Annotated in this window: 17 protein-coding genes; 13 read left to right on the top strand and 4 right to left on the bottom strand. The window is 63.5% G+C overall.

What is annotated here, in order from left to right; all coding sequences use genetic code 11:
* Positions 1-9: 9 nt before the first annotated feature.
* The 3 genes from ACP146_RS19065 to ACP146_RS19055 are packed head-to-tail and all read right to left on the bottom strand — an operon-like array spanning position 10 to position 3466.
* Positions 10-1128 carry an Ldh family oxidoreductase gene (locus ACP146_RS19065; protein ID WP_422368340.1) on the bottom strand — a complete coding sequence of 373 codons (1119 nt, stop codon included), beginning with the start codon at positions 1126-1128 and terminating at the stop codon, positions 10-12.
* Entirely contained in the window at positions 1125-2678 is a 1554-nt protein-coding gene (locus tag ACP146_RS19060; protein ID WP_422368339.1) for a UxaA family hydrolase, read from the bottom strand. Before ACP146_RS19060 ends, ACP146_RS19065 begins: the two co-directional genes overlap by 4 nt.
* A gap of 23 nt (positions 2679-2701) precedes the next feature.
* A complete protein-coding gene (locus ACP146_RS19055; RefSeq protein WP_422368338.1) occupies positions 2702-3466 on the bottom strand; it encodes a FadR/GntR family transcriptional regulator in 765 nt (254 codons plus the stop codon).
* Between the two features lie 178 nt (positions 3467-3644).
* Between ACP146_RS19055 and ACP146_RS19050 the strand changes: the two genes are divergently transcribed.
* The 4 genes from ACP146_RS19050 (at position 3645) to ACP146_RS19035 (ending at position 7598) form a co-directional block, all read left to right on the top strand.
* Positions 3645-4643 carry a sialic acid TRAP transporter substrate-binding protein SiaP gene (locus ACP146_RS19050; RefSeq protein ID WP_422368337.1) on the top strand — a complete coding sequence of 333 codons (999 nt, stop codon included), beginning with the start codon at positions 3645-3647 and terminating at the stop codon, positions 4641-4643.
* A gap of 18 nt (positions 4644-4661) precedes the next feature.
* Positions 4662-5231: a TRAP transporter small permease gene (locus ACP146_RS19045; protein WP_422368336.1), complete on the top strand. Its 570-nt coding sequence runs from the start codon at positions 4662-4664 to the stop codon at positions 5229-5231.
* A gap of 16 nt (positions 5232-5247) precedes the next feature.
* A complete protein-coding gene (locus ACP146_RS19040; RefSeq protein WP_422368335.1) occupies positions 5248-6528 on the top strand; it encodes a TRAP transporter large permease in 1281 nt (426 codons plus the stop codon).
* A gap of 83 nt (positions 6529-6611) precedes the next feature.
* Complete coding sequence (locus ACP146_RS19035; protein ID WP_422368334.1) at positions 6612-7598, top strand: zinc-dependent alcohol dehydrogenase family protein; 987 nt, start codon at positions 6612-6614, stop codon at positions 7596-7598.
* Between the two features lie 44 nt (positions 7599-7642).
* Here ACP146_RS19035 and ACP146_RS19030 read toward each other — a convergent pair whose 3' ends face one another.
* On the bottom strand, positions 7643-8200 hold the full coding sequence (locus ACP146_RS19030; RefSeq protein WP_422368333.1) for a TetR/AcrR family transcriptional regulator: 558 nt from the start codon (positions 8198-8200) through the stop codon (positions 7643-7645).
* A 326-nt stretch (positions 8201-8526) separates the two neighbouring features.
* On the opposite strand from ACP146_RS19030, the gene ACP146_RS19025 reads away from it, so the two are divergent.
* The 9 genes from ACP146_RS19025 to ACP146_RS18985 all read left to right on the top strand — a co-directional run bounded on the left by ACP146_RS19025 (position 8527) and on the right by ACP146_RS18985 (position 25429).
* Complete coding sequence (locus tag ACP146_RS19025) at positions 8527-9345, top strand: MipA/OmpV family protein (protein ID WP_422368331.1); 819 nt, start codon at positions 8527-8529, stop codon at positions 9343-9345.
* A 1-nt stretch (position 9346) separates the two neighbouring features.
* The gene (locus tag ACP146_RS19020; protein WP_422368330.1) at positions 9347-10009 is read left to right on the top strand and encodes a DUF2306 domain-containing protein; all 663 of its coding nucleotides are present in this window, start codon (positions 9347-9349) and stop codon (positions 10007-10009) included.
* A 377-nt stretch (positions 10010-10386) separates the two neighbouring features.
* Positions 10387-14709: a beta strand repeat-containing protein gene (locus ACP146_RS19015; RefSeq protein ID WP_422368329.1), complete on the top strand. Its 4323-nt coding sequence runs from the start codon at positions 10387-10389 to the stop codon at positions 14707-14709.
* Between the two features lie 339 nt (positions 14710-15048).
* Positions 15049-16761, top strand: a complete 1713-nt coding sequence (locus tag ACP146_RS19010; RefSeq protein ID WP_422368328.1) for a long-chain-fatty-acid--CoA ligase — start codon at positions 15049-15051, stop codon at positions 16759-16761.
* Positions 16758-17156, top strand: coding sequence for a MerR family transcriptional regulator (locus tag ACP146_RS19005; RefSeq protein WP_422368327.1), 399 nt, complete (start codon positions 16758-16760; stop codon positions 17154-17156). Before ACP146_RS19010 ends, ACP146_RS19005 begins: the two co-directional genes overlap by 4 nt.
* 43 nt (positions 17157-17199) lie before the next feature.
* Positions 17200-18339: a thiolase family protein gene (locus ACP146_RS19000; RefSeq protein ID WP_422368326.1), complete on the top strand. Its 1140-nt coding sequence runs from the start codon at positions 17200-17202 to the stop codon at positions 18337-18339.
* Entirely contained in the window at positions 18339-20669 is a 2331-nt protein-coding gene (locus ACP146_RS18995; protein ID WP_422368325.1) for a 3-hydroxyacyl-CoA dehydrogenase NAD-binding domain-containing protein, read from the top strand. Before ACP146_RS19000 ends, ACP146_RS18995 begins: the two co-directional genes overlap by 1 nt.
* Positions 20670-20691: 22 nt before the next feature.
* Positions 20692-22479, top strand: a complete 1788-nt coding sequence (locus ACP146_RS18990; RefSeq protein WP_422368324.1) for an acyl-CoA dehydrogenase C-terminal domain-containing protein — start codon at positions 20692-20694, stop codon at positions 22477-22479.
* 88 nt (positions 22480-22567) lie between these two features.
* Positions 22568-25429: a DEAD/DEAH box helicase family protein gene (locus ACP146_RS18985; protein WP_422368323.1), complete on the top strand. Its 2862-nt coding sequence runs from the start codon at positions 22568-22570 to the stop codon at positions 25427-25429.
* Positions 25430-25433 lie beyond the last annotated feature (4 nt).

Here is a 25433-nt window from a genome sequence, read left to right as displayed (position 1 = left end):
GGTTCTCTATCAGACCTTCGCCTGCGGTGCCGTTACGCCGAAGCTTTCCGCAAGTTCATTGAAGACCTGCCAGTTGTGGGCGTCGAGGGGAATGCCTTCGGCTCGACGATTGCGCTCGACCGCCCATTCGCGATCGCCCGCCGCCATGACCTTTTCACCGCTCTGGGCCCTCTCGCCGCGCAGGGCTTTCAGATATTCCGCCATACGCTCTGCGTAAACGGCGCCCGGCAGAAAGGTTTCCGGCTTCAGGGCCAGGAAGAACTGGCCCATCTTCCGCGGTTCGGCCCAATCCGATGCGATCATGTTGGGGATCTCGTGACTGAGGCGCATGCCGCTCAGCATGGCGGACATGACTTCGACCATGCCGGCGAGCGCGGCGCCCTTGTAGCCATAGGTGCTGCCGCCCAGGGGCAGTAGGGCATCGGCTGCCGACGGGTCCTGTGTCACCTGTCCCTGATCGTCCACGGTGACCTCCGGCGGCAGGGTTTTGCCGATCGCCTTGAACTGCAGGACACGGTTAAAGGGGATCGAACTGGTCGCCATGTCGATCAGATAGGGCCGTTCCCCCGCGACCGGCGCGGCGAAGCTGATCGGGTTGGTGCCGTGAAAGACGCCGTGCCCGCTGTGCGCCAGGACGGCGGCGTCGCTGTTGCAGACTGAAAGACCAAGATACCCGGCCTCTGCCGCCGCCAGGCTGTAAGCGCCGGCGGCGCCGAAGTGTGAGGAATTGCTGACGGCCACCGCACCGATGCCGGCCTCCTCCGCCAGCGTCATGGCTTCTTCCATCGCACGGTAGCCGGCCAGGTGCCCCAGGGCATGGCCGGCATCGAGATTGCCGACCGCGGCGGCGCGCTTCTCGAAGCGCATCTGCGGACGCCCCTTGACGCGGCCGCCCTGCAGCACCTTGACGTAATGCGGCAGCAGGCGGACGCCGTGACTGTCGACCCCCCTTAGGGAGGCGCCGATCAGCGCCCGCACGGTAGCTTCCGCTGAGGGGATATCGGCACCGGCGGCGGAAAGGGCTTCACCCAGGAAGCGCGCCAACTCCTGTTCTTCTATTCTGACGGCCTCTTCGATCCCGGGCTTTGACGCCGCTGTCGCCGCTGTGGTTTTGCGGGCTTCGCTCACATCACCGCTCCGATCTGCCAGGGGATGAACTCGGCGTCGCCGAAACCGAGGGCTTCGGACTTCGAGGGCTTGCCGCTGGCGACGTCCAGGACCTTCCGGAAAATCTCCTCGCCCACTTCCGCCACTGTCTTGTCGCCATCGGCGATGCCGCCGCAGTTGATGTCCATGTCCTCTTCCATGCGCCGGTACATGGCCGAGTTGGTTGCCAGCTTGATCGAAGGCGAGGGCTTGAAGCCGAAGACCGAACCGCGGCCGGTTGTGAAACAGACGACGTTGGCGCCGGCGGCGACCTGGCCGGTGACCGAGCAGGGGTCGTAACCCGGGCTGTCCATAAAGGCGAAGCCCTTGGCGGTGACAGGTTCGGCGTACTTGTAAACACCGGTCAGGTTGGTGGTGCCGCCCTTGGCGGCTGCCCCGAGAGACTTTTCAAGGATCGTCGTGAGGCCGCCGGCCTTGTTGCCCGGGGAGGGGTTGTTGTTCATCTGGCCGCCGTTGCGTTTGGTGTAGTCCTCCCACCAGCGGATGCGCTCGATCAGTTTTTCGCCCACCGTCCGGTCGACGGCGCGGCGTGTCAGCAGATGTTCGGCACCGTAGATTTCCGGGGTTTCGCTGAGGATCGCGGAGCCGCCATGGCGCACCAGCAGATCCGCGGCTGCGCCCAGGGCCGGATTGGCGGTAATGCCCGAATAGCCGTCAGAGCCGCCGCACTGAAGAGCGAGGGTCAGTTCGCTGGCCGGCAGGGTCTCCCGCCGCGCGGTCTCGGCGGCGGGCAGCATGGCGCGGATCCGCTCGATGGCTTCATCGACAGTGCGCCGGGTGCCGCCGCTCTCCTGAATGGTCAGGGTCTGAAACCCGTCGCCCGGCTTCAGACCATAGGCATCCAGCAGAAAGGGAATCTGATTCACCTCGCAACCGAGCCCGACCATCAGCACGCCGGCAAAGTTCGGATGACGCGCGTAGCCCCAGAGCGTGCGTTGCAGCGCCTCGTAGCCGTCGCCGCTGTCCGCCATGCCGCAACCTGTGGAGTGCACGAAAGCCGCGACGCCGTCGATGTTGGGGTAGTCGTCGAGGATCCCCGTCTTGTTGAAGGCCTCGGCGATGTAACGCGCCACCGTGGCCGAGCAGTTCACGGAAGTCAGGATGCCGATGTAGTTGCGGGTCCCGGCACGGCCGTCGGCACGGCGGAAACCCTGAAAAGTTGCGGCTGCCTCCGGTGCCACGAAGTCCGTCGGTCGTGCGCCCTCGCAAAAGGCATAATCGCGTTCGAAGTCGCCCATGCCGCAGTTGTGAACATGAACATGCTCGCCGGCGGCGATGGCTTGCTTGGCAAAGCCGATGATCTGATCGTATTTCACCACGGCCTCACCGGCGGCGATGGCGCGGGTGGCGAGTTTGTGTCCGGTGGGGATGATGTTACGGGTCGTCACGTTTTCCTGAGGCACATCGGTTGCCTCCAGAATCTCGGCGCGGCTGACCACCACATTGTCGTTGGGGCTGAGCCTGATGGTCAGGCTTGCACCCTTGGCGGAATCGGCACTTGTCATATTCATTTCCGTTTCTTTCAAAGCGCTTGTCAGCGGCCGACGGCGCGCCGTCCGCGCTGTCTCTCCAGATCATCGACTTCGCCGGCGAACTCCGTCTCGGAGATTCGCAAGAGGTCGTCGGCAACGCGCCGCAGGTGAAGGTCCATCGTGCTGCGCGCCAGTGCCGGATCGCGTTGTTTCAATGCCTCGATGATGTGGCGGTGGTCATCAAGGGAGGCCGGGCGTACCTGTGCCGCGCGGACCCTTTCGTGAAGCTTTGCCCACATGGGGGAGGCTTCGCGGAGGTCCCAGAGAACCTCCACCATCTTCATCAGGGCATTGTTGCGGGTTGCCTGGGCGATGGCCATGTGGAACATGCGGTCGCCGCGTTCGCTCTCAAAGCCTTCCGCGTGTTCGTGCTCCATCAGGCGCAGTGCGGCCTCCAGCGCTTCCAGGTCGCTGTTCTCAATCTGCTGTGCGGCAAAGTAAGCGATCTCACCCTCCACCAGGCGGCGGGCTTCGATGAGTTCGAAAGGCCCCAGGCCGAGGTCCTGTTGCGGTATCGGTGAGGGGGTCGCCGGGCGTTCGGCAATGACGAAGACACCCGAGCCTACCCGCACCTCGACCAGGCCCGAGAGTTCCAGTGCGATCATCGCCTCACGCACGGTTGCCCGGCTGACGCCGAGTTGCCGCGCCAGATCGCGCTCCGCCGGCAGCCTTTTGCCCAGCGGGAATTCCCCTTTGCCGATCAACTCCGCCAACTGTTCGAAAACCTGCTGAAACAGTCGCTTGGTCTGGATCATCTCGACCGGCATGGGGCGATCTCTCGTCTTTGAGGACGGGTACCGGCAGCTTGTGCCGCTGATTCCCACTGGCCATAGGGTGATAAGGAATGATAGAAAGGTCAAGCTATCAGGTGGTCAGGCCAATTTCTTGACCGATGGAAAGCGCCGAAAAGCTGCGCTGATCGACAAAAAACACTCGGAGGAAACAATGCGGATCTCATACAAACGGCCGTTTCTTGGCCTTGGCGTCCTCGCTTTTGCCCTGGCGGTGCTGGTCTTGGCTCTGCCCGGCCAGGCGACTGCCGCCCAGGTGCTGAAGTGGGCCCATGTCTACGAAACCGGTTCGCCCTATCACAAATGGGCCGTCTGGGCCGGCGAGGAGATGAAGAAGCGCTCCGGCGGCGAGTACGAGATCGAAGTCTTCCCGGCGTCCTCGCTGGGCAAGGAAGTTGACATCAATGAAGGGCTGACCCTTGGCACTGTGGACATCATCTACACCGGCCAGCTTTTTGCCGGCCGTTCCTATGGTCCCATCGCCATCGGCGGCTCGCCCTATATGTTCCGCGACTATAACCACTGGGTGGCCTACCGCGACAGCGACCTGTTCGGCGAGATGGTCGGCGGTTACCGTGACAGCACGGGCAACGAGGTGATCACCCTGACCTACTACGGCCAGCGTCACGTGACCTCCAACAAGGAGATCAAAGCCCCCGGCGATATGGACAACCTGAAGATCCGCGTGCCCAACGCGCCGCTTTACAAGATGTTCCCGGAAGCCGTGGGCGCCAACCCGACGCCGATTGCTTTCGCCGAGGTTTATCTGGCGCTCCAGCAGGGGGTGGTCGACGCGCAGGAAAACCCGCTGCCGACGATTCAGTTCAAGAAGTTCTACGAAGTGCAGGACTACATCACCCTGACCGGCCACATCACCGACGCGTTGATGACCATCGTCTCCGGGTCCACCTGGAACGGCATGTCGGACGAGGACAAGGCGATGCTTGTCGGCGTGCTGAAGGAAGCAGCGCAGAACTGCACCGACGATATCATCGCGGCTGAAAACAGCCTGGTGGCCTGGTTCCGTGACCAGGGCAAGACGGTGAACGAGGTCGACCGTGCGGCTTTCCGTGCCGCCGTGGTGCCGCTGCATAATGGCCCGGCAGCGACCTGGGATCAGGCGACTTACGACAAGCTGCAAGCCATCCAGTAAAGCGCGCGGACTTGTCATATGGCCGATACCATGGAGGATGAGAAAGGGGAGGCGTCGCCGGCGCCTCCCACCTTTCCTGAGGATGACGGCCCCGTCGATCTGAGCGACATCAGGCCGGAAGACTCCGTCGTCCTGGTTCTGTTCTGGGTGCTGGCCGGGGTGGTTTTCCTGCAGTTCTTTTCCCGTTACGTCCTGAACGATTCCATCGGATGGACCGAAGAGATTGCGCGCTACCTGCTGATCGGCGTCACCTTCGTCGGTGCGGCGCTGGCAGTGCGTAAGAACAGCCACATCGCCGTCGAGTTTTTCTATCGCTATCTGCCCGGCGCCTGGGGACGGGGGCTTTCGACCCTGGTCGATCTGCTGCGCATCGCTTTTTTCGCGGTTTCCGCCTGGATCACCGCCAAGCTGGCGTTGAAGACCAACCAGAAGATGGCGTCCATCGAACTGGGCAAGGATGTTGTCTACTGGGTCGTCTTCGTCGCCTTCGTTCTCATGACCCTCTATGCCCTTTGGGTCGCCTGGCGGCACTGGCGCCAGGGGTATTCCGTGCTGACCCGGCCGGGCGCGCGCCAGATGATCGATTGAGCGGAGCTCACGTTTCATGTTGATGGCCCTGTTGTTCATCATGGTTTTCGTGCTGCTGGTGTTCGGTGTGCCGATCGCCATCGCCCTTGGTTTTTCTTCGCTGGTTTTCATCCTGCTGTCCGGTCAGGTGCCGGACCTCGTCGTCATCCACCGTATGGTGAACGGGGTGGATTCCTTTCCGTTGCTGGCGGTGCCTTTCTTCATCCTGGCCGGGAACCTGATGAACACAGCGGGCATCACCAATCGCATTTTCGATTTCGCCAAGGCCTGCGTCGGCTGGATGCGGGGCGGTCTGGGCCATGTGAACGTCGGCGCCAGCGTCGTCTTCGCCGGCATGTCCGGCGCCGCGGTCGCCGATGCCGGCGGTCTCGGCACCATCGAGATCAAGGCGATGCGCGACGCCGGTTACGATGCCGATTTCTCGGTCGGCGTCACCGCAGCCTCCTCGACCATCGGCCCGATCATTCCGCCCTCGCTGCCGATGGTGATTTACGGCGTGGTGGCTTCCGCCTCCATCGGCCAGCTCTTCGCTGCCGGCTTCATACCCGGCCTGCTGATGGCCGGGTCCCTGATGGCCATGGTCGCGTGGTATGCCCGGGCCCGGAACTATCCGCGCGATGCCCGTTTCGCCTGGGCCATCCTGCTGGCCGGCTTCAAGCGCGCTTTTCTCTCGCTCCTGACCCCGGTGATTATCGTCGGCGGCATTCTGGGCGGGGTCTTCACGCCGACCGAAGCGGCGATCGCCGCTTCCGCCTATGCGCTGCTGCTTGGCCTGCTGGTCTATCGCACCTTGACCCCGCGCCGTCTGCTGCGGGTGAGCTTCGACACCATTGAAACCACGGCGATCGTGATGTTCATCGTCGCCGCCGCTTCTATCTTCGCCTGGATTCTTGCCAGCAACAGAGTGACGGAGTTGTTTGCCGACCTGATCCTGCAGGTCACCGAGAACCCGATCCTCATTCTGCTGATGATCAACGTCATCCTGCTGATTGTCGGTTGCTTCATGGAGACCATCGCTGCGATCACGATCCTGGTGCCGGTGTTGCTGCCTATCGTGGTGAAACTGGGCATCGATCCGGTGCACTTTGGTGTCGTCATGGTGCTGAACCTGATGATCGGGCTGCTGACACCGCCGGTGGGCATGGTGATCTACGTACTCTCCCGGGTTTCGGGCGTCCCCTTTGAGCGTTGCGTCGCTTCGACCGCACCCTTCCTGATTCCCCTGGTTACCGTGCTTCTGCTGGTGACCTTCGTGCCGCAGCTTTCGATGTTTCTGCCGACCCTGCTGTATCGCTAGGTTCTGGCGCTAGCGCGAATTGATGCGCCTCAATCCAGCCGGTGTCTCTCTCCTGCTATGCTGCGAGCATGAGCGGAGACACCATGCAAGCGATGATCCTGCGTGAGGCGGCGGCAGGCAAGGTCGAGAAGGCGGAACTGCCGCTGCCCGAGCCCGCTCCCGGGCAGATCCGCCTGAAGGTGCAGGCTTGCGGCGTCTGCCGCACTGATCTGCACGTGGTGGACGGCGAGTTGCCGGAGCCGAAGCTGCCGGTGGTGCCCGGCCATGAGATCGTCGGCAAGGTCGATGCTCTGGGCGAAGGCGTGGACCGGTTCTCCCTGGGACAGCGCGTCGGCGTGCCCTGGCTGGGTTTTTCCTGCGGTGTCTGCGACTACTGCCGATCGGGCCGGGAGAACCTCTGCGGCGAGGCGCGCTACACCGGCTATCAGATCGACGGCGGCTATGCCGGCTACTGCCTGGCTGACGCCCGTTACAGCTTTGCCTTGCCGGAGGGGTACAGTGATTCGGAGGCTGCGCCATTGCTCTGCGCCGGGCTTATCGGTTACCGCGCCTACCGCATGGCAGGCGAGGCGCGACGCCTGGGCGTCTACGGCTTCGGCGCCGCCGCCCACATCATGATCCAGGTGGCGCTTTGGGAGGGGCGCGAGGTCTATGCCTTTACCCGCGAGGGCGACGATGCGGCGCAGGCTTTCGCGCGTGACCTCGGCGCTGCCTGGGCCGGCGCTTCCGGCCAAGCGCCGCCGCATGAACTGGACGCCGCCATCCTCTTCGCGCCGGTGGGCGCCCTGGTGCCGGAGGCGCTGAAGCGCACCGCGCGCGGCGGCACCGTGGTCTGCGCGGGCATTCATATGAGCGATATCCCCAGCTTCCCCTACCGTATCCTCTGGGAGGAGCGCACGATCCGCTCCGTCGCCAACCTCACGCGCCGCGACGCCGAGGCGTTTTTGGCCCTGGCATCCAAGGTGCCGGTGAAGACCCACACCCAGGATTATCCGCTCGCCGAGGCCAACCGGGCGTTGGACGACCTGCGTTTCGGCCGCTTGCAGGGGGCCGCCGTGCTGCGGCCCTAGAATCCCGGCGCCGGTAGCGTCGGACGGAACACAGCGGCGTCCGGTCAGCCCGTCAGGTAGCGCACGACCGTCGCGGTCAGCTCATCTTCGATCCGCTGGGGGTCCGGGGTTTGTTCCTGGTCGAGGATTGCGGCGTGCGTGACGCCTTCGACCATATGCAACACGACGAAGGCGGCGGTGTCGAGATCGGTGACGGTCAAGTCGTCGCGATAGGCTTCCAGCCAATGGCGAATCTGCCCCTGGATACCGGTTTTCAGAGTCTCCCGTGTTTCTGGGTTCACCGAGTCCGCCACCCTTTCGGAGAGCGTGCGGTGCAGGTCCGGATCCAGCAGATGCGCCTCCAGGCTGGCACGCACCAGCCTGCGAGTCGCTTGCTCGAGCGGCATTCCGGCGGCTTCCGAAAAGGCGGCCGCCATGACGGCGCCCAGGTCGGCGTGGTGGCGCCGCTGCACCGCCGCGACGATCGCGTCCTTGTTCGGAAAGTACTGATAGAGCGAGCCGACGCTGGTGCCGGCGCGTTCGGCGATGCGGTTTGTACTGGCCGCCGCATAGCCTTCTTCAGCGAGGATCTTCCAGGTGGCCTCGACGATGACGTCGACCATCGCGCGGGATCGTTCCTGCCGCGGCATGCGCCGGGGTCGGGTCGAGTCGTTGGCGGCTCTCTTGTGTGACGACTTGCTCATATTAGCGGCACTTTCAGGTAGGGCTTCGCGGTCGTTTACAGCTTCCGCGCTCACCGCAAAACGCGAGTAAGCGATTCTGAAGACAGAGTCTTAAATGCGGCTCGTCCTCGGCTTTTCCAGTGTTTTCGGTGGTTGGCTGAACGCCGCCGCCGATCTTTTTGCGGCGCCGGAACGCGAGTTTTCAGACCGCGGGCTTCTTCTCACAATGCGGGTCAAATCGACCTGAGAAGAGGAGCTTTTCGAGCGTGCAGGAACCTATTTCATCTTTCCGACTTTTCGTTGCGGCGGCCGCGTCCGCGTTCTCCCTGCCGGCTTTGGCCGAGGAACCGCCGTCGCCGCGGGACGATGGCGGCGTCAGCGGATTCGTGGCGCTGGGCCCGGCAGTCTCGCCGGAGTTTGAAGGGTCGTCCGACTATGAGCCGGTCCCACTGATCATCAGCCGGGTGGACGCTTTCAATCTCAGCCTGGAGATCGAAGGCCTGGACGCCCGCCTCAATGTGTTGCCCCGCTCGCGCTTTCAATTCGGGCCCGCCGCGACTTATCGTCCCGGACGCGACGATGTGAGCAACGATACCGTTGACCGCCTTTCCTCGATTGACGACGCCTTCGAGCTGGGCGGTTTCGTACGCTACCAATTCACCGAACTGCTCGATCCCCGCGATGAGTTTGAACTCAGCGCCCAGGTGCTGGCCGATGTCACCGGCACCCACGAGGGCCTGACCGCGACGCTGGGCGGCGGCTATGCGCTGTTCTTTGGCCAGCGCTGGCGTTTGGGGCTCGGGACGGAGGCCACCTTTGCCAGCGATGACTACATGCAGACCTATTTTGGGGTCGATGCCCGTGATGCCGCGCGCAGCGGCCTGCGCCGTTATGAGTCCGATGCCGGCCTGAAAGACATCACGGCGGAGGCGACCCTCAGCTACAACTTCTCTGAAAGCTGGGGCGTGGTCGGCCGGGTCGAGTACACGCGCCTGGTCGGTGATGCCGCAGACAGTCCGATCGTCGATGACGAGGGATCGCCCGATCAGGCCTTTGCCGGCCTGGCCGTGTTGTTCCGGTTCTAAGATGGCTGGCCTCTATGGCATGAGAACGGGGCCGCTGCGCCGGGTATCGCTGACGGTTCTCTTGCTTTTGGCTTTTGGCGTGGGCCTGGTTTCGCTGCGCTACCTTTCCGGCGATCCGGCCGTCGTACCGCCGTCGATGCAGGCCTCTTTTTTGGCGAATGGCTGGATCTTTGTCATGCACACCACCGCTTCGGCCATCGCGCTGATGGTTGGCGCGGTCCAGTTTCTGGCCGCACTGCGCCGACGCTGGCCGATGGTTCATCGCTGGGCGGGACGGTGCTATGTAGCGTGCTGTGCCGCCGGCGCTTTCTCTGCCTTCTGGATTGCGCCGGATGTCGAAAGCGGCCCGGTTGCGACAGCGGGATTTTCGGCCCTCGCTTTCGCCTGGATCGGCGTCACGGTGGTGGCTTGGCGACATGCCGTCGCGCGGCGCGTCGACTGCCACCGCCGCTGGATGTTGAGGTCATTTGCCCTGACCGCGGCCGCCATTTCGCTGCGCATACAACTTCTTGTCTTCGAAGTGCTGGGTTTCGACTACGACCAGACATCGGCACTGTTGAGTTTCTCCTGCTGGCTGCCCAACGTCGTCTTGGCCGAGATGATGCTTTGGTGGATGCGGCGTCGCGGCATGGAATCTGAAGCTGTTCCCGACACAGTTTCGTAGGAATAGCAAACGTCGCTGACGCGGGCGAAATCGCCCTTCAGGTGGACCCTGTCAAGTTCGCCTCTGGCGTGTGGTTGTAAACTCTTTGCCCGAATCCTGGTGGTTAAGGTGCCAAATCGATTTTCGGGTCAAATAGGACATTTGTCGCAGAATCTCCAAATTTTCCTAGGAAAATAGTCTTATACATCAGCAATGATGAAGATTTTTGCCGATTGTAACAAAAAACTCATACATAAACTGATGCTTTGTTACCGTCAAAATCTTGTTAATGCACCGGGCTGCGACAACATTCTGCGCAACCACAGCTATAGAAACGGATCGCCGCTCGGTCCGCTCGTCTGTGACTTGGATGAACATTTTTTTCTTGGAGAAAGTACATGACGGACGATCTGTCGAGCGGATTTGAAGGTCGGGAAGACATCACGGCGGCGCTCGCCGAAACCGACCACGCCAGCGGTGGCGGAAGCGACACGGAGACCACCGGTCAGGCCGGCGCGGTCATAAGCCTTCCGCGCCCGACGCCCGGCCAGACGGTCGAGGTTCAGGCAGCGGCGGGCCAGGTCTACAATCTTGATTTCGCCCCGGGCGCGGCGCAGGTGCAGGTCGAGGGCGCCAACTTCATTCTGGCTTTCGACGACAACGGCGACGGCACCCCGGACAGCCAGATTGTGTTCCTCGACATGGTCACCCTGGTCGAAGGCGGCGACGCTCCGAGCTTCACCGTCGGCGGTGTCGAAATCGGCGCCGAGGTGCTGCTGAGCCAAGCCTTGGCGCTGGCGGGGACCGACGACACAAGCCTCGAAACGGCTGCCGGCCAGGGACCGCTCAGTGGGGGCGGATCGCAGTACAACGACGATTTTGGCGAGACGGTCGATTTGTTGTCGGCCCAGGATACGCTGGGCACCACCGAACTCGCATTTGGTGCGGCAGGCGTCGAACCCGACGAGATCGAGTTTGTCTTCGTCCCGCCGCCGGTCCTGGTCAACGAGATCGGCCTGGGGGTTGCGCTGCGCATTCCCGATCTGCCCGGCACCGAATCTGCGGCAGATGAGGAAGGCGCTTCCAATGAGCTGCTCCAGGAATTCAACTATATCGAGCTTCTGAACACTTCAGATGACGAGATTTCGCTCGACGACGTGACAATCGAGATCGTCAATCCCGATGGCGATGTCATAACCGTGGTGATTCCGGATGGCGTCACCATCCCGCCGGGCGGATACATCGTTTTCTACCAAGTCGCCGACGATACCGGCGAAGACGGTGAGGAAATCATCGTTGCGCGGGTCTTCGATGCCGACGGCAACGTGGTCGACGGCTTCGAAATCGACGATGCCGAATTCTGGGACCTGGGCGAGGATACGACCGACCCCATCGCTGTGAACGTGGTGTTCCGCGCCGGTGAAGATAATCAGGGCGACCAGCATGTCGACGGTTTTGCCGCCAACGGCGCCGATCAGGACGGGCTGAACAATCCGAACTTCGCAGGGGCGCCGGAGGGTTTCGGCTCGCCGCTGCTCAACCTCGATTTCGAGACCTTCAACGGTATCCTCACCAGCGGTCACAAGATTTTCTCGCGGGTAGATACTGACGACACCGACAGCCAGGACGACTGGACCACGGGCACGCAGCCGACCGACGGCAACGCCAACAACACGGATGAGGTTTTCGGCGAGCCGGATCTGAATCCCGGCGATCCCTTGAACGACGACCTGGACCCGGGTCAGGACAACCCGGACCCCCTGGCCGGACAGAACTTTCTGCAGGCCGAAGACGGCGGCGATCTGCTTGAAGGCAACGGCGGGCCCGATTTTCTGCTCGGTGCCGGCGGTGACGATTCCCTCTACGGCGGATCGCAGGACTTGGCGGAGCAGCAGGCTCAGAAAATTCTTGACCAGTTTGAACAGCTTCTGACCGACGGCGGCGAGGGTGCGGCCGGTCTGGATCAGGAACCGCTGTTCAGCGACCACAACGACTTCCTCTTCGGCGAGGCCGGGAACGACGCCCTCTATGGGGGCTCCGGCAGTGACTTCCTGATCGGCGGCCAGGGCGACGACTCCCTGGACGGCGGCACCGGCGACGACCAGCTCTTCGGTGACGGCGCCGGGGAGGTTGGCGGCCTGCCCGAGGATGACCTGAACCATGCCGGCAACGATGTGATTGCCGGCGACGCGCTGAACAATGTGAAGAATCTTGATGACGGCGATGGCGGCGAAGGGGGCGTCGGCGAGTACGGCGATCCGGCCCTCAGCGACATGTTCGACGGAACGGAGTTCGATGCCATCGCCATCCTCGGCGGCAACGACAGCATTATTGCCGGCAACGGCGATGACCTGATCTCCGGCGATGCCCTGGCGACCGATGCGCAGACCGCGCGGGCCTATGCCTACGCTGACGATAGTGTTAATCGCGCCGATAACAATTCTGCAGATACCGGCTTTGCCAATGACGTGATTGACGGCGGTGAAGGCTCTGACGTGATCGGTGGCGACGCTGCGGCCATTGCCGGCAACAAAGACGCATTCGGCGCTTTTGCAGAAGCCATGGCCGTCAACAAGGCGGTCTTTGGGGCCTCCCAGGCTCCGGTCGGCAGCGATTTCATCGACGGAGGCGACGGCGATAATGTGATTGCCGGTGATGCGCTGGCGGTCGCTATCGGCGACTTTGGCTTCGCCAATGCCGTTGCTGAGAATTCGGCCGCCAATCTCGCGCGCGCCGGCAACGACACCATTTCTGCCGGTGACGGCGACAATCTGATCGCCGGTGACGCCCTGGCCTTTGCCGATGGAGCGGAAGGCCGGGCGGCGGCTGGGGTATCTAATGACGCCAGCGGCAGGGGCAGCTTTGCCGGCAATGACAGCATCTCTGCCGGTGCCGGCAACAACCGGATCGCCGGTGACGCTATGGCCGTAGCCACGGGTGCCTCCGGCATCGCATTCGTGGAAGCCGGAAACACCGCCAACAGCGGTTCCGCCGGCAACGACGAGATCATCGGCGGCGGCAACGACAGCATCGCCGGCGATACCCTGGCCGACGGCGTGAACGGGGCAACAGCCACTCAGGTCAACACCGCGAGCGGTCTCATCGGCCGGGCCGGCAACGACAGCATCGATGCCGGCGACGGCAACAACCGGGTGGCAGGTGATGCTCTGGCAATCTCCACCAATGGCCAAGCGGCGGCTGACGTCACCAATACCGTGACGGCAAACTTTATTGACGGCGCCTTTGCCGGCAACGACAACATCGACACCGGAAGCGGCAACGATCTCGTTGCCGGTGATGCGCTGGCGGTTTCCGCCGGTGCCCTTGCCACGGTCGTGAACAAGGTGATGGCTACGCTGGGCATTGGCCGCGCCGGCGGCGATGTGATCGACCTCGGCGGCGGCTCCGACACGGTCGCGGGCGATGCCCTGGCGGTCGGGGCGGGTGGCACCGCCACTGTCCGTAACGATGCCGAAGCGAGCCTGCTCGGCATTGCACAGGCCGGTAACGACTCCATCACGGCGTCGGACGATCACCAGGGCGATGTGATTGCCGGCGATGCCGCCAGCACGGGTGCTGATGGCGGCGATGCCACGGTGGAAAACAATGTCGTGGCCTTCTTCGGCGGCCTAGCCTCCGCCGGTAACGACACCATTAAGGCGGGCAACGGTGACAATGTTGTCGCCGGTGATGCTCTGGCAACGGGCGCCGGGGCCAAGGCCCGGGTCGTCAACACCTATTCCAATGTCGCCGGTCTTGCCATCGTCGGCAGTGATCTGATCGAAACCGGATCCGGCAACGACCTGATTTCCGGCGATGCCCTGGCGACCGGTGGCGGCGATGCCGAGGTGGTGAACGATCCGACCGGCGGCGACCCCAACAACCGGGTCAGCCAGGACACCATCATTGCCGGCGACGGCAACGACACCATCTCGGGCGACGCGCTGTCCGTTGGTGGGGTCGCAAGGGTCGATCAGGGTGGCGACGACTCCATCCTGGGCGGCGAGGGCGACGATCTGATCGCCGGCGACGCCCTGGCGACCGGGGGCGGCTCGACGGAGGTCGGCATTGGTGGCGACGACACCATCTTTGGCGGCGGCGGCAACGACGTTATCTACGGCGATGCCAGCGACGGCAGCGAGCAGACTGGCGGTGCCGATCTGCTCTACGGTGACGAAGGAGAAGACAACATCTTCGGCGGCGGCGGTGCCGACACGCTCTATGGCGGGGCAGGCAACGATGATCTCTACGGTGGTGGAGGTAGTGATGAGCTGTTCGGTGGTGAAGGTAGTGATGAGTTGTTTGGTGGTCTCGGCAACGACTTCCTCGATGGCGGTGCCGGCAACGACATCCTTTTCGGTGGTGAGGGCGATGACGTTCTCTTCGGCGGTGAGGGTAGTGACAAGTTCGTCTTCACCGCTGCGGATACCGGCGATACCGACACGATCGGTGACTTCACGACCGGTGACGGCGGCGATGTGCTCAACCTCGTTGATTTACTTGAGGCTGCGCCGGAAGAGGCGTCCGCAGAGGATCTGGATGCCTTCCTGGACTTTGACTTTGACGGCACCGACACCACGATAACCGTCGATCTCGACGGCGAAGGCGCCGGCGAAGATACGACGACGATTGTCCTGCAGGGTGTGGACCTGACCGCTCTTGGCAACAATGATGCCGAGATCATCCAGGCCCTGATCGACAGCGGCAATCTGGCAGCCTGACCCAGCCCGTGGGGGGGGTCGGGTTCGGCCAAGCGAGACGGGTGGTGGCGAAAGCCACCGCCCGTTCTTGCTTTCCGGGCCATGAAGCGCAATCCAGGCCCAAATTTCGCCTTTTTCGCTTATTTTTCCATGTGACACAATTTCAGATAGTGGTTGGCGGTATCCGCGCCAAGGCCGAATTTGACACAGCCTCGGCGAGTTTACCTTTACGTCATCTTATTGACGTAACCTTTACGATCTACACATAGTCAAAGGTGTGGAGAGGCTGGTGCCGGAGGCCCGCTGGGGCGCCGCCCGCCAGAAACGCAGATCCCTTTCACGTCGGCAGAGTGGTGGAACGTGGCCTTGGGAACTTCAGAAGTACAGACGCAGGCGCAGCCCTGGGATGAATCTTATCCGCCCGAGATCGAGTGGGGTGGTGATGTCCTGCAGGAGCCCCTCTACGAGGCCTTCGACCGCGCTGTCGCCGGCTATGGCGACCGCCCCTGTCTCGATTTTCTTGGCAAGCGTTACAGCTATGCGGAGATCTCCGCGCTGGTTGATCGGGCCGCCCGCGGCTTTCAGGACCTGGGGGTAAAGAAAGGCTCGCGGGTCGCGCTCTTCCTGCCCAACACGCCCTACTATGTGGTGAGTTACTTTGCCCTGATGAAGCTGGGCGCCATCGTCGTCAATGTGAATCCGCTCTACGCCGAAGAAGAGGTGCTCGGCCTGATCGAAGACTCCGGTGCCGAGATCGCGGTCACGCTGGATCTGAAAATCCTGCTGCCGAAGCTGGTCACCGCCTTTGAGCGCACGCCGCTGAAAAAGGTCGTGGTCTGCGCCATGACCGACATCCTGCGGTTTCCCAGTCGTCAGCTCTTTGCCATTGCCAAGCGGGGAGACCTGGCCAAGGCCCCGGCGGGCGATGGCTATCTGCGTTTTGCCGACTTGATCGATAACGACGGCGGCTTCGAGCCGGCCAGCGTCACCACAGAGGACGTTGCGGTGCTGCAGTACACCGGTGGCACGACCGGCGTTCCCAAGGGGGCGATGCTGACCCATGGCAACCTTTCGGCCAATGCCAGCCAACTCTGGACCTGGTTCATCGGTGCGGAGATGGGCAAGGAGCGGATGCTGGCGGTGCTGCCACTGTTCCATGTCTTTGCCATGACGGTGATCATGCACTTGGGAATTCGTGGCGCCGCTGAGATCATTCTGCTGCCGCGTTTCGAGATCAAGATGCTGCTGAAGGCGATCGCCCGCACCAAGCCGACCTGTTTCCCCGGTGTACCGACGCTCTACAACGCCATCATCAACACACCGAAGATCGAAAGCTACGACCTCTCCTGTATCCGTTATTGCCTCTCCGGCGGCGCGTCGCTGCCGCAGGAGGTGCGCGAAGGTTTCGAGGCGATCACCAGCGCCACCCTGCTGGAGGGTTACGGCCTCAGCGAAACCTCGCCCGTAGTGACCTGCAATCCGTTGTTCGGGACTCAGAAAGACGGCTCGGTGGGCTTGCCGATGCCGGCGACGACCATCGAAATCCGCTCCCTCGACGATCCCGACAAGCTTATGCCCCAAGGCGAGGTTGGCGAGATCTGCGTCAGAGGCCCCCAGGTTATGGCCGGCTACTGGCAGCGCCCGGAAGAAACCGCCCAAACCTTGCGCAACGGCAGCGTCCATACCGGTGATGTCGGCTATATGGATGCTGACGGCTACACTTTCCTGATCGATCGCTTGAAAGAAGTCATCATCTCCAGCGGCTATAACGTCTATCCGCGCCACATCGAAGAGGCCATCTATCGCCATCCCGCCGTCGCCGAGGTGACGGTGATCGGCGTGCCTGACGACTACCGCGGCGAAATCCCCAAGGCCTTTATCCGCTTGAAGGACGGCGAAAGCCTGGAACTGGAGCCGCTGCAGGAGTTTCTGGAAGACAAGCTCTCGCCCATGGAGATGCCGCGTCAGATCGAGATCCGCGACGCCCTGCCGAAGACCATCATCGGCAAGCTCTCCAAGAAGGAACTGGTCGCCGAAGAGCGTGCGAAGCAGGCCGGGGACAAGCCCTCGTGAGCAAACTCTATTCGGTCACCGAGCTGTCGACGGAGTTGAAGGTCACCCCGCGGGCTCTGCGCTTCTACGAGGACAAAGGCCTGATCGCGCCACAGCGCGCCGGCAAGACCCGGGTCTACAGTCATCGCGACCGCGGCCGCATCATCCTCATCCTGCGCGGCAAGCGCCTGGGGTTTTCACTGAAGGAGATCGCCGAGTGGCTCGATCTCTACGACCAGGACCCCGACCAGGTCGAACAGATGCGCCTGACCCTGGCGAAGACGCGAAAGCGCATCAAGTCCCTGGAGGCGCGGCACAGGGACCTGGAAGAAACCCTGCAAGAGCTGCGCGGCATCGAAACCGCCGTTGTCGATTTTCTGAAAACAAAGGGGGCCGACGCCGAAGCGGCCGAATAGCCGCAGTGTCCCCAAGCCGACCCAAACGCCGAAAGGTCCGATCATGCATAAGAACGTTGTCATCGCCGGATACGCCCGCTCCCCCTTTCACTTCGCCAACAAGGGTGACCTGGTGAAAGTCAGGCCCGATGAGATGGCGGCGCAGGTGGTGCGCGGCTTGCTCGGCAACACCGGTATCGACCCCAAGGATGTCGAAGATCTGATTGTGGGCTGCGCCTTTCCCGAGGGCGAGCAGGGCCTGAATGTCGCGCGTCTGATCGGTTTTCTCGCCGACCTGCCGATCTCGGTCGCCGGCACCACGGTGAACCGTTTCTGCGGTTCCTCCATGCAGTCCATCCACATGGCGGCGGGCAACATCCAGATGGACGCGGGAGAAGCCTTTATCTGCGCCGGGATCGAGTCCATGAGCCGGGTGCCCATGGCCGGCTTCAATCCGCTGCTGCATCCGGGTTTGGCCGAGCGCTTTCCGGCGGCTTACATCTCCATGGGCGAGACGGCGGAGAACGTCGCCCAGAAGCACCAGATCCCGCGCGCGCGCCAGGAAGAGTTTGCGGTATCCAGCCATCAGAAGGCGGCGGCTGCCCAGGCCGCCGGCAAGCTGAAAGACGAAATCGTCGCGATCCAGGCCAACGGCGCCTCGGTGGAGGCCGACGGCTGCATCCGTCCGGACACCTCGGCGGCGGCGCTGGCCGATTTGAAGCCGGCCTTCTCGACGGACGGCAGCGTTACGGCGGGCACCGCCTCGCCGCTGACCGACGGGGCCTCGGCCGTTCTGGTGACTTCCGAAGACTATGCCAAGGCCCACGGCCTGAAGCCGCTGGCGAAGCTTCGTTCCATCGCGGTTGCCGGCTGCGATCCCGATATCATGGGCATCGGCCCGGTGGCGGCCAGCCGCAAGGCGCTGGAACGGGCCGGAATATCGGCGGGCGACCTGGACATCATCGAGTTGAACGAGGCCTTCGCCTCCCAGGCGCTGGCCTGTGCCGACGAACTGGGGCTCGATCTGGACAAGGTGAACCTGGACGGCGGCGCCATTGCCCTGGGGCACCCGTTGGGCGCCACCGGCGCAAGGATCACCGGCAAGGCTGCGCAGCTTCTGCAGCGCGAAGGCAAGCAACTGGCGCTTTCCACCCAGTGCATCGGCGGCGGACAGGGGATCGCCACGGTGCTGGAGGCCGCGTGATGAGCATCGCCACTGCCGCCGTTATCGGCGCCGGCGTGATGGGGGCGGGGATTGCCGCCCATCTCGCCAACGCGGGGGTTTCGGTCCTGTTGTTGGATGTCGTGCCCAAGGAAGGCGACAACCGCAACGCTCTTGCCGAAGGGGCCATTGCCAGGATGTTGAAGGCCGATCCGGCGCCCTTCATGTCCAAACGCATGGCGAAGTTCGTCACCCCCGGCAACATCGAAGACGATCTCGACAAGCTGGGCGCGGTCGACTGGATTGTCGAAGCGGTGCTGGAAGACCCGGAAATCAAGCGGTCGCTTTATGAGCGTCTGGAGGCGGTGCGCAAGGACGGCTCCATCATCTCTTCCAACACCTCGACCCTGCCGCTGTCCCTGCTGACCAAGGAGATGCCGGAACGCTTCTGCGCCGACTTCCTCATCACCCATTTCTTCAATCCGCCGCGTTACATGCCGCTATTGGAGCTGGTGACCGGGCCGAAGACCAAGCCCGAGGTCCTGGAAACGCTGTCTGCCTTTGCCGACCGTGTGCTGGGCAAGGGCATCGTGCTCTGTCACGACACGCCGGGTTTTGTCGCCAACCGCATCGGCACTTTCTGGCTGCAGTGCGCGGTCGTGGAAACGCTGGAGCGTGGGCTCACCATCGAAGAGGCCGATGCCGTCATGGGCCGCCCCGTCGGTGTGCCCAAGACCGGCGTGTTTGCGTTGCTCGATCTGGTGGGGCTGGATCTGATGCCGAAGGTCGACGCCTCCCTGGCGGCGACCCTGGCGGACGACGATCCCTATCAGGCGTTGCGCCGGCCTTTCCCGCTGCTGGAAAAGATGATTGCCGAGGGTTATACCGGGCGTAAGGGCAAGGGTGGCTTCTACCGCCTGAACAAGACCAATGGCGCGCGGGTAAAGGAAGCCGTCGACTTGACGACCGGCGACTACGCAGCGGCTGCCAAGCCGTCGCTGGCCAGCGTTTCCGCCAGCCGCCGCGGCGGTCCCAAGGCCCTGGTCGCCCATGACGACAAGGGCGGTCAGTTCGCCTGGGCGGTGCTGTCTCAGACATTGGGTTATGCCGCCGCCCTGGTGCCGGAGATTGCCGATGACGTGCCCTCGGTCGATCGTGCCATGCGCCTCGGCTACAACTGGAAATTCGGCCCCTTCGAACTGATCGACAAACTGGGCGCCGCCGACTTTGCCGAACGGCTGAAAGCCGAGGGCAAGGCCGTGCCGCCGCTGCTTGAAAAAGCTGCCGCCGCCGAAGGCTTCTACCGCGTGAAGGACGGCAGGCAGCAGGTAATGGCCATCGACGGCGACTATGTCGATGTCGAACGCGGCGCGGGCGTGCTGCTGCTCTCCGACGTGAAGCTGCGCGGCGAACCCCTGGCCAAGAACGGCTCGGCCAGCCTTTGGGACATCGGCGACGGTGTGGTTTGCCTGGAGGCTCACACCAAGCTGAACACCATGGACCCGGAAGTCTTCAAGATCATCGCCAAGGCCCTGGACATCGTCGGCAAGGATTACAGGGCCTTGGTGATCTACAACGAAGGCAGCCATTTCTCCGCCGGGGCCAACCTGGGCCTTGCCATGTTCGCCGCCAACGTCGGCGCCTGGCCGATGATCGAGGACATGGTGGCCCAGGGTCAGAAAATTTACACCGCCCTGAAGCGCGCACCCTTTCCTGTGGTTGCCGCACCTTCCGGCCTGGCGCTGGGCGGCGGCTGCGAAATCCTGCTCGCCGCCGATGCGGTGCAGGCCCATGCCGAAAGCTACGTCGGTCTGGTGGAGGCCGGGGTCGGCGTGGTGCCCGCCTGGGGCGGCTGCAAGGAATTGCTGAGCCGTCTCGCCGCCGATCCGCGGCGGCCCAAAGGGCCCATGCCCGCCGTTGCCGCGGCCTTCGAGACCATCGGCATGGCCAAGGTGGCGAAATCCGCCTTCGAGGCCAAGGAACTGGGCTTTCTGAGCGGCTCTGACCAGGTCACCTTCAACCGCGAACGCCTGCTGGCCGACGCCAAGGCCAAGGCGCTTTCGCTTGTCGAGGGTTATCAGCCGCCCGAACCCGTCGAACTGTCGCTGCCGGGACCGTCGGGCAAGGCGTCGCTGGCCTTTGCCCTGCGCGATCTCTACGCCAAAGGCCTCGCCACCGAACACGACATGGTCGTGGCCTCGGAACTGGCCGATGTGCTGACCGGCGGCGACGACGCCGACCATACCGAGCCCTTGCCCGAGGAGAAGGTCCTGAAGATGGAGCGCGAGGCCTTCATGCGGCTGGTGCGCACCCCGGGCACTCTGGCGCGCGTCGAACACACCCTGGAAACCGGCAAGCCGCTCCGCAACTAGGCGGCGCTGGAGGAACGACATCATGGTTAGCTATTCCGCCCCCCTGGACGACATCCGCTTCGTGCTCTACGACCTGCTGGACTACGACGGCCAGGTCGCCAGCCTGCCCGGTTACGAAGAGGCCGGCCGTGATCTGGTCGATACGGTGATCGAGGAAGGCGCAAAGTTCTGCGAGAACGAACTGCTGCCGCTGAACCGCTCCGGCGATGAGGAAGGCTGCACCTTCGAGAACGGTGTGGTGCGCACGCCCAAGGGCTTCAAGGAACTCTACGAGGCCTTCTGCGAGGGCGGCTGGAACGGTCTGGCGCTCTCCCCCGATCATGGCGGACAGGGGCTGCCCAAGACCTTGCAGTTCGTGCTGACCGAGCTGATCTGTTCGACCAACCTCAGCTTCGGCATGTATCCGGGTCTCACCCACGGCGCCTGCAATGCTCTGGAGCTGCACGGCAGCGAGGCGCAGAAGGCGGCTTATCTTCCCAACATGATTCACGGCCGCTGGACCGGCACTATGTGCCTGACCGAGCCGCATTGCGGCACCGATCTTGGCCTCATTCGCACCAAGGCCGATCCCAACGGCGATGGCAGCTACAAGATCACCGGTACCAAGATCTTCATCTCCGCCGGCGAACACGACATGAGCGAGAACATCGTTCATCTAGTGCTGGCCAAGCTGCCGGATGCGCCGGAAGGCTCCAAGGGTATCTCGCTCTTCATCGTGCCGAAGTTCCTGGTGAAGGACGACGGCTCTGTCGGCCCGCGAAACGGCGTCGCCTGCGGCTCCATCGAACACAAGATGGGCATCAAGGCCTCGTCGACCTGCGTGATGAATTTCGACGAAGCCGAGGGCTATCTGGTGGGTGAGCCCCACACCGGCATGGCCAAGATGTTCACCATGATGAACGTCGCGCGCCTGGATGTCGGCATGCAGGGCCTGGGCCTGGCGGAAACCGCTTACCAGTCGGCGGCGGCCTACGCCAAGGAACGCCTTCAGGGCCGCTCCCTCGCCGGGCCGCAGCATCCCGACAAGGCAGCCGACCCGATTATCGTGCATCCCGATGTGCGCAAGAACCTGCTGACCATGAAGGCCTACAACGAAGGCTCGCGCGCTCTCGCTTTCTGGGTCGCCATGGCGGTGGACATTGCCGAGAAGCATCCGGATGAAAAGAAGCGCCAGGAGGCCGACGATCTCGTGGCCCTGATGACGCCGATCATCAAGTCCTTCTTCACCGATCAGGGTTTCGAGAACACCAACCTCGGGGTCCAGGTCTTCGGCGGGCACGGCTACATTCGCGAATGGGGCATGGAACAGTTGGTGCGCGACGCCCGCATCGCCCAGATCTATGAGGGCGCCAACGGCATCCAGGCCCTCGATCTGGTGGGCCGCAAGCTGGGCCAGAACATGGGCCGCCTGCTGCGCCGCTTCTTCCACCCGGTGCAAGCCTTCATCGAGGACAACCAGAGCGACCCGCAGATGGCCGAATTCGTCGCGCCGTTGGCGAAGATCCTCAGCCGTCTGCAGCAGTCTACCCTCTGGATCGCCCAGCAGGGCCTGAAGGATCCGGAGGAGGCAGGGGCTGCCGCCACCGACTATCTGAACCTCTTCGCCCTGACGGCACTGGCCTATATGTGGGCGCGCATGGTGAAGGTCAGTCTCGCCGCATCAAACGGCGAGATACCCGAGTTTCACGAGGCCAAGCTCGCCACTGCGCGCTTCTTCTTCCAGCGTCTCCTGCCCAAAAGCTCCGGCCTCTTCGCCGCCATCATGGCCGGCAAGGCGCCGCTGATGGAGATGAAGGAAGCGGCGTTCTAATCGCCGCGTCCCTGATTTGCCGATGGCAAGGCTTGATCCGGAACGCTAGTCTCCCAGCCTGCGAAGGTCAGATGTTTTCGGGGGACGCGTGGACGCGATTTCACAAACGGAACCGGTGGCTTTTCCGGCCTTTCACTTTGCCGGGACGTGGCGCGGTTACCAGGCGCGGGTGCTGGCGGAATTGCAGGGCCACCTGGATGACGCGCGCCTGAACATCGTTGCGGCGCCGGGGGCGGGGAAGACGGTGTTGGGGCTGGAAGTTCTGCGCCGCCTCGGCCGCCCGGCCCTGGTGCTCTCGCCGACTCGCGCGATCCGCGATCAATGGATTACCCGTCTGCATGAACTCTTCCAGCCCGAGGAAGGAGACTGGCCCGCCGGCCTGGGCATCGACCTCGCCGCGGCCGGCTGGCTGACCTCGGCCACCTATCAGTCCCTGCATTCGTCCCTGCGCGGTCTTTTGGATCCCGATATGGCGGCGGAGGATGAAGGATCGGAAGAAGAGGAAGCCGGTGACGTCGACGACGATGACGATGAAGAAGAGCCAGATACCGACACCGCGAAAGATCCGGCTCGTCTGGCGGGCGAGGCCTTGCTCCAAACCCTGGAGCGTGCCGGGATCGAGACCCTGGTGCTCGACGAGGCCCATCACCTGCGCCGCGCCTGGTGGGAGAGTCTGCAGGAAGTCATCGGCCATTTGAAAGAGCGGCGGCCCGGCTTTCACATCGTCAGCCTTACCGCAACCCCGCCCTACGACGTCGAGCAGGAGGAATGGGACCGCTATGCTGAGGTCTGCGGGCCGATCGACGCGGAAATCTCGATCCCCGAACTGGTGAAACAAGGCGATCTCTGTCCGCATCAGGATTTTCTCCACTTCAGCGTTGCCGAGGGGGAGGTCATCGAAAGCCTGGAAACCTTTGCCCGCGAAGTGGAGGCTTTGGCCCGGACCTGGGCGCGGGACGAGGAACTGCAGGTCTGGGTGAGGGAGTTCATCTGGCTGCAGCAGCCTGCGGCCCACGAGCTCGACATTCTTCGCGCGCCGGATGCCTATCTGGGCGCGCTCTCGGTTGCCAGGCTGGCCGGCTTGGAAATCACCGCGGAGGCTCTGGCGGTTCTCGACTTCGACCTGGAGGAGATTCCCGAACCCGCTTCCAACGTTCTCGAAAGCCTGTTCCAGAACCTGCTCGACAATCAGGCGCCTTTCGACTGCGGCCTGCTGGCCGAACGGCTGCGCCGGGATCTTCGGGCCGTCGGTGCGCTGTGGCGCGGCAAAACCCGTTTTCATAAAAAAGAGAAGCTGGCGCGGGCCCTGGCCGGGACCGCCGGCAAGCTGGCCAGCATCGAGGACATTACCCGGGCCGAGCTGGAGAGTCAGGGCGAGGCGCTGCGCCTGGTGGTGCTCACCGACTTCGTACGTTCCGCCGCTCTGACGCGCCCGACCGACCAATCGAGCAACGTCCTGGGCGCGGGCCCCATTCTTCGCCGCCTGGGGCAGGCGGGTCTGGCCCCCGCTCTGCGGCCTGCCCTGATGACCGGCAGTTGGGTCGTAATCCCCGACGAGGTCATACCGGCGCTGCGCAGCGAGGCCGCGAAGCTCGGCCTGCTGGAAGAGGACATGGCGATCAAGTCGTTGCCGCATCTGCCGGGCTGGTCGCGGATCTCGGTCACCAACAGCAAGGCGCCGCTGAGGCTGCGGGTCATCACCCACCTTTTCGAAGAAGGGCATCTGCGCTGCCTCATCGGGACCGCGGCGCTGCTGGGCGAGGGCTGGGATGCGCCTTCGATCAACGCCCTTGTTCTGGCCACCTCGGTGAAGTCCTTCATGCTGTCCAACCAGATGCGCGGCCGGGCGATCAGGGTTTCCCGGCGCAACCCCGACAAGGTGGCGGCGATCTGGCATCTGGCCACCATCCTGCCGCCTTCGGCGACGCTTTCGCAAAACGAGGTCTCGGTCTGGGAGCGTTTGGGTCTCACCAAACGGGAAACCGAAGCCAGGGGCCGGCTGGACGTCAATCCTTCCTGGCTGGGCCGGGATGCCGTAACCGTTTTCCGGCGTTTCAAGGTTTTTGCCGGGGTGTCGCACAAGCCGCCTTATGTCATCGAATCGGGTATTGACCGGCTCGGCATACAGACCCACCGCTGGACGGAGTCCTCTGCGGCAACCTGGAATCAAACCATGCTGGAAAGGGCGGCAGCCCGTGCTTCGGTCGGGGATGCCTGGAAGGCGGCCTTCGACTTCAAGGCGGAGGTCGAGAGGCCGGCGACCGGGGCCTCTGTGCCGCAGGTCAAGGGGCACAAGGCGGTGGTGCGCTTCGGGACGACGGCCCTGATGGCCGGCTTCATCGGTCTGATCATACAGGCGCTTCAGTTTTCCCTGAACTTCAGCAGCCTGGGGCTGCGCGCCGTGCTGGCCGTTGGCGGCGGAGGGCTGATCCTGGTGACGCTTCTTTCAAGCGGGGCCATTCTTCGGACCCTGCGGGCCGGATCGCCCGCGCGCTACATGGCCGAGATCGGCCGTTCGCTGCTCGACAGCCTGGCGGTTGCCGATGAACTGCATACGCCGCGGCACCAGGTCGATGTCTGGGTCGAGGATTCTGCGCCCCAGGCGATACGCTTTTGCCGGGTTACCGGCGGGGCCCACCACGATGAAGTGGTTTTCGCCGATGCCATGGTCACCTTCTTTGGGCCCATTGAGTCACCCAGATATCTTCTGATCCGCCGTCACCGGCGCGGCTGGTTGAAGCAGATCGACTATCATGCCGTTCCCGACGCTATCGGTCATCACGAAGCGGCGCGGGCCATGCTGAAGCGCGCCTGGGAAAGGCGCATCGGCGCTTGTGAGCTCGTCAACACGCGGACCCGCGACGGGCGCAATCTGCTGCTGCGGGCGCGCATCCTGTCTTATTCCGCCGGGCTGCGGGGCGATGCGGAACGCAAGCTGCGTTGGGAATAGCGGG

Origin of the sequence: Pelagibius sp. (assembly GCF_965249265.1) — a bacterium.
In the GTDB taxonomy this organism is placed as follows: Bacteria; Pseudomonadota; Alphaproteobacteria; order Kiloniellales; family Kiloniellaceae; genus Pelagibius.
Note: the sequence above shows the minus strand (reverse complement) of the source record. Positions and strands in the feature narration are given on the sequence as shown.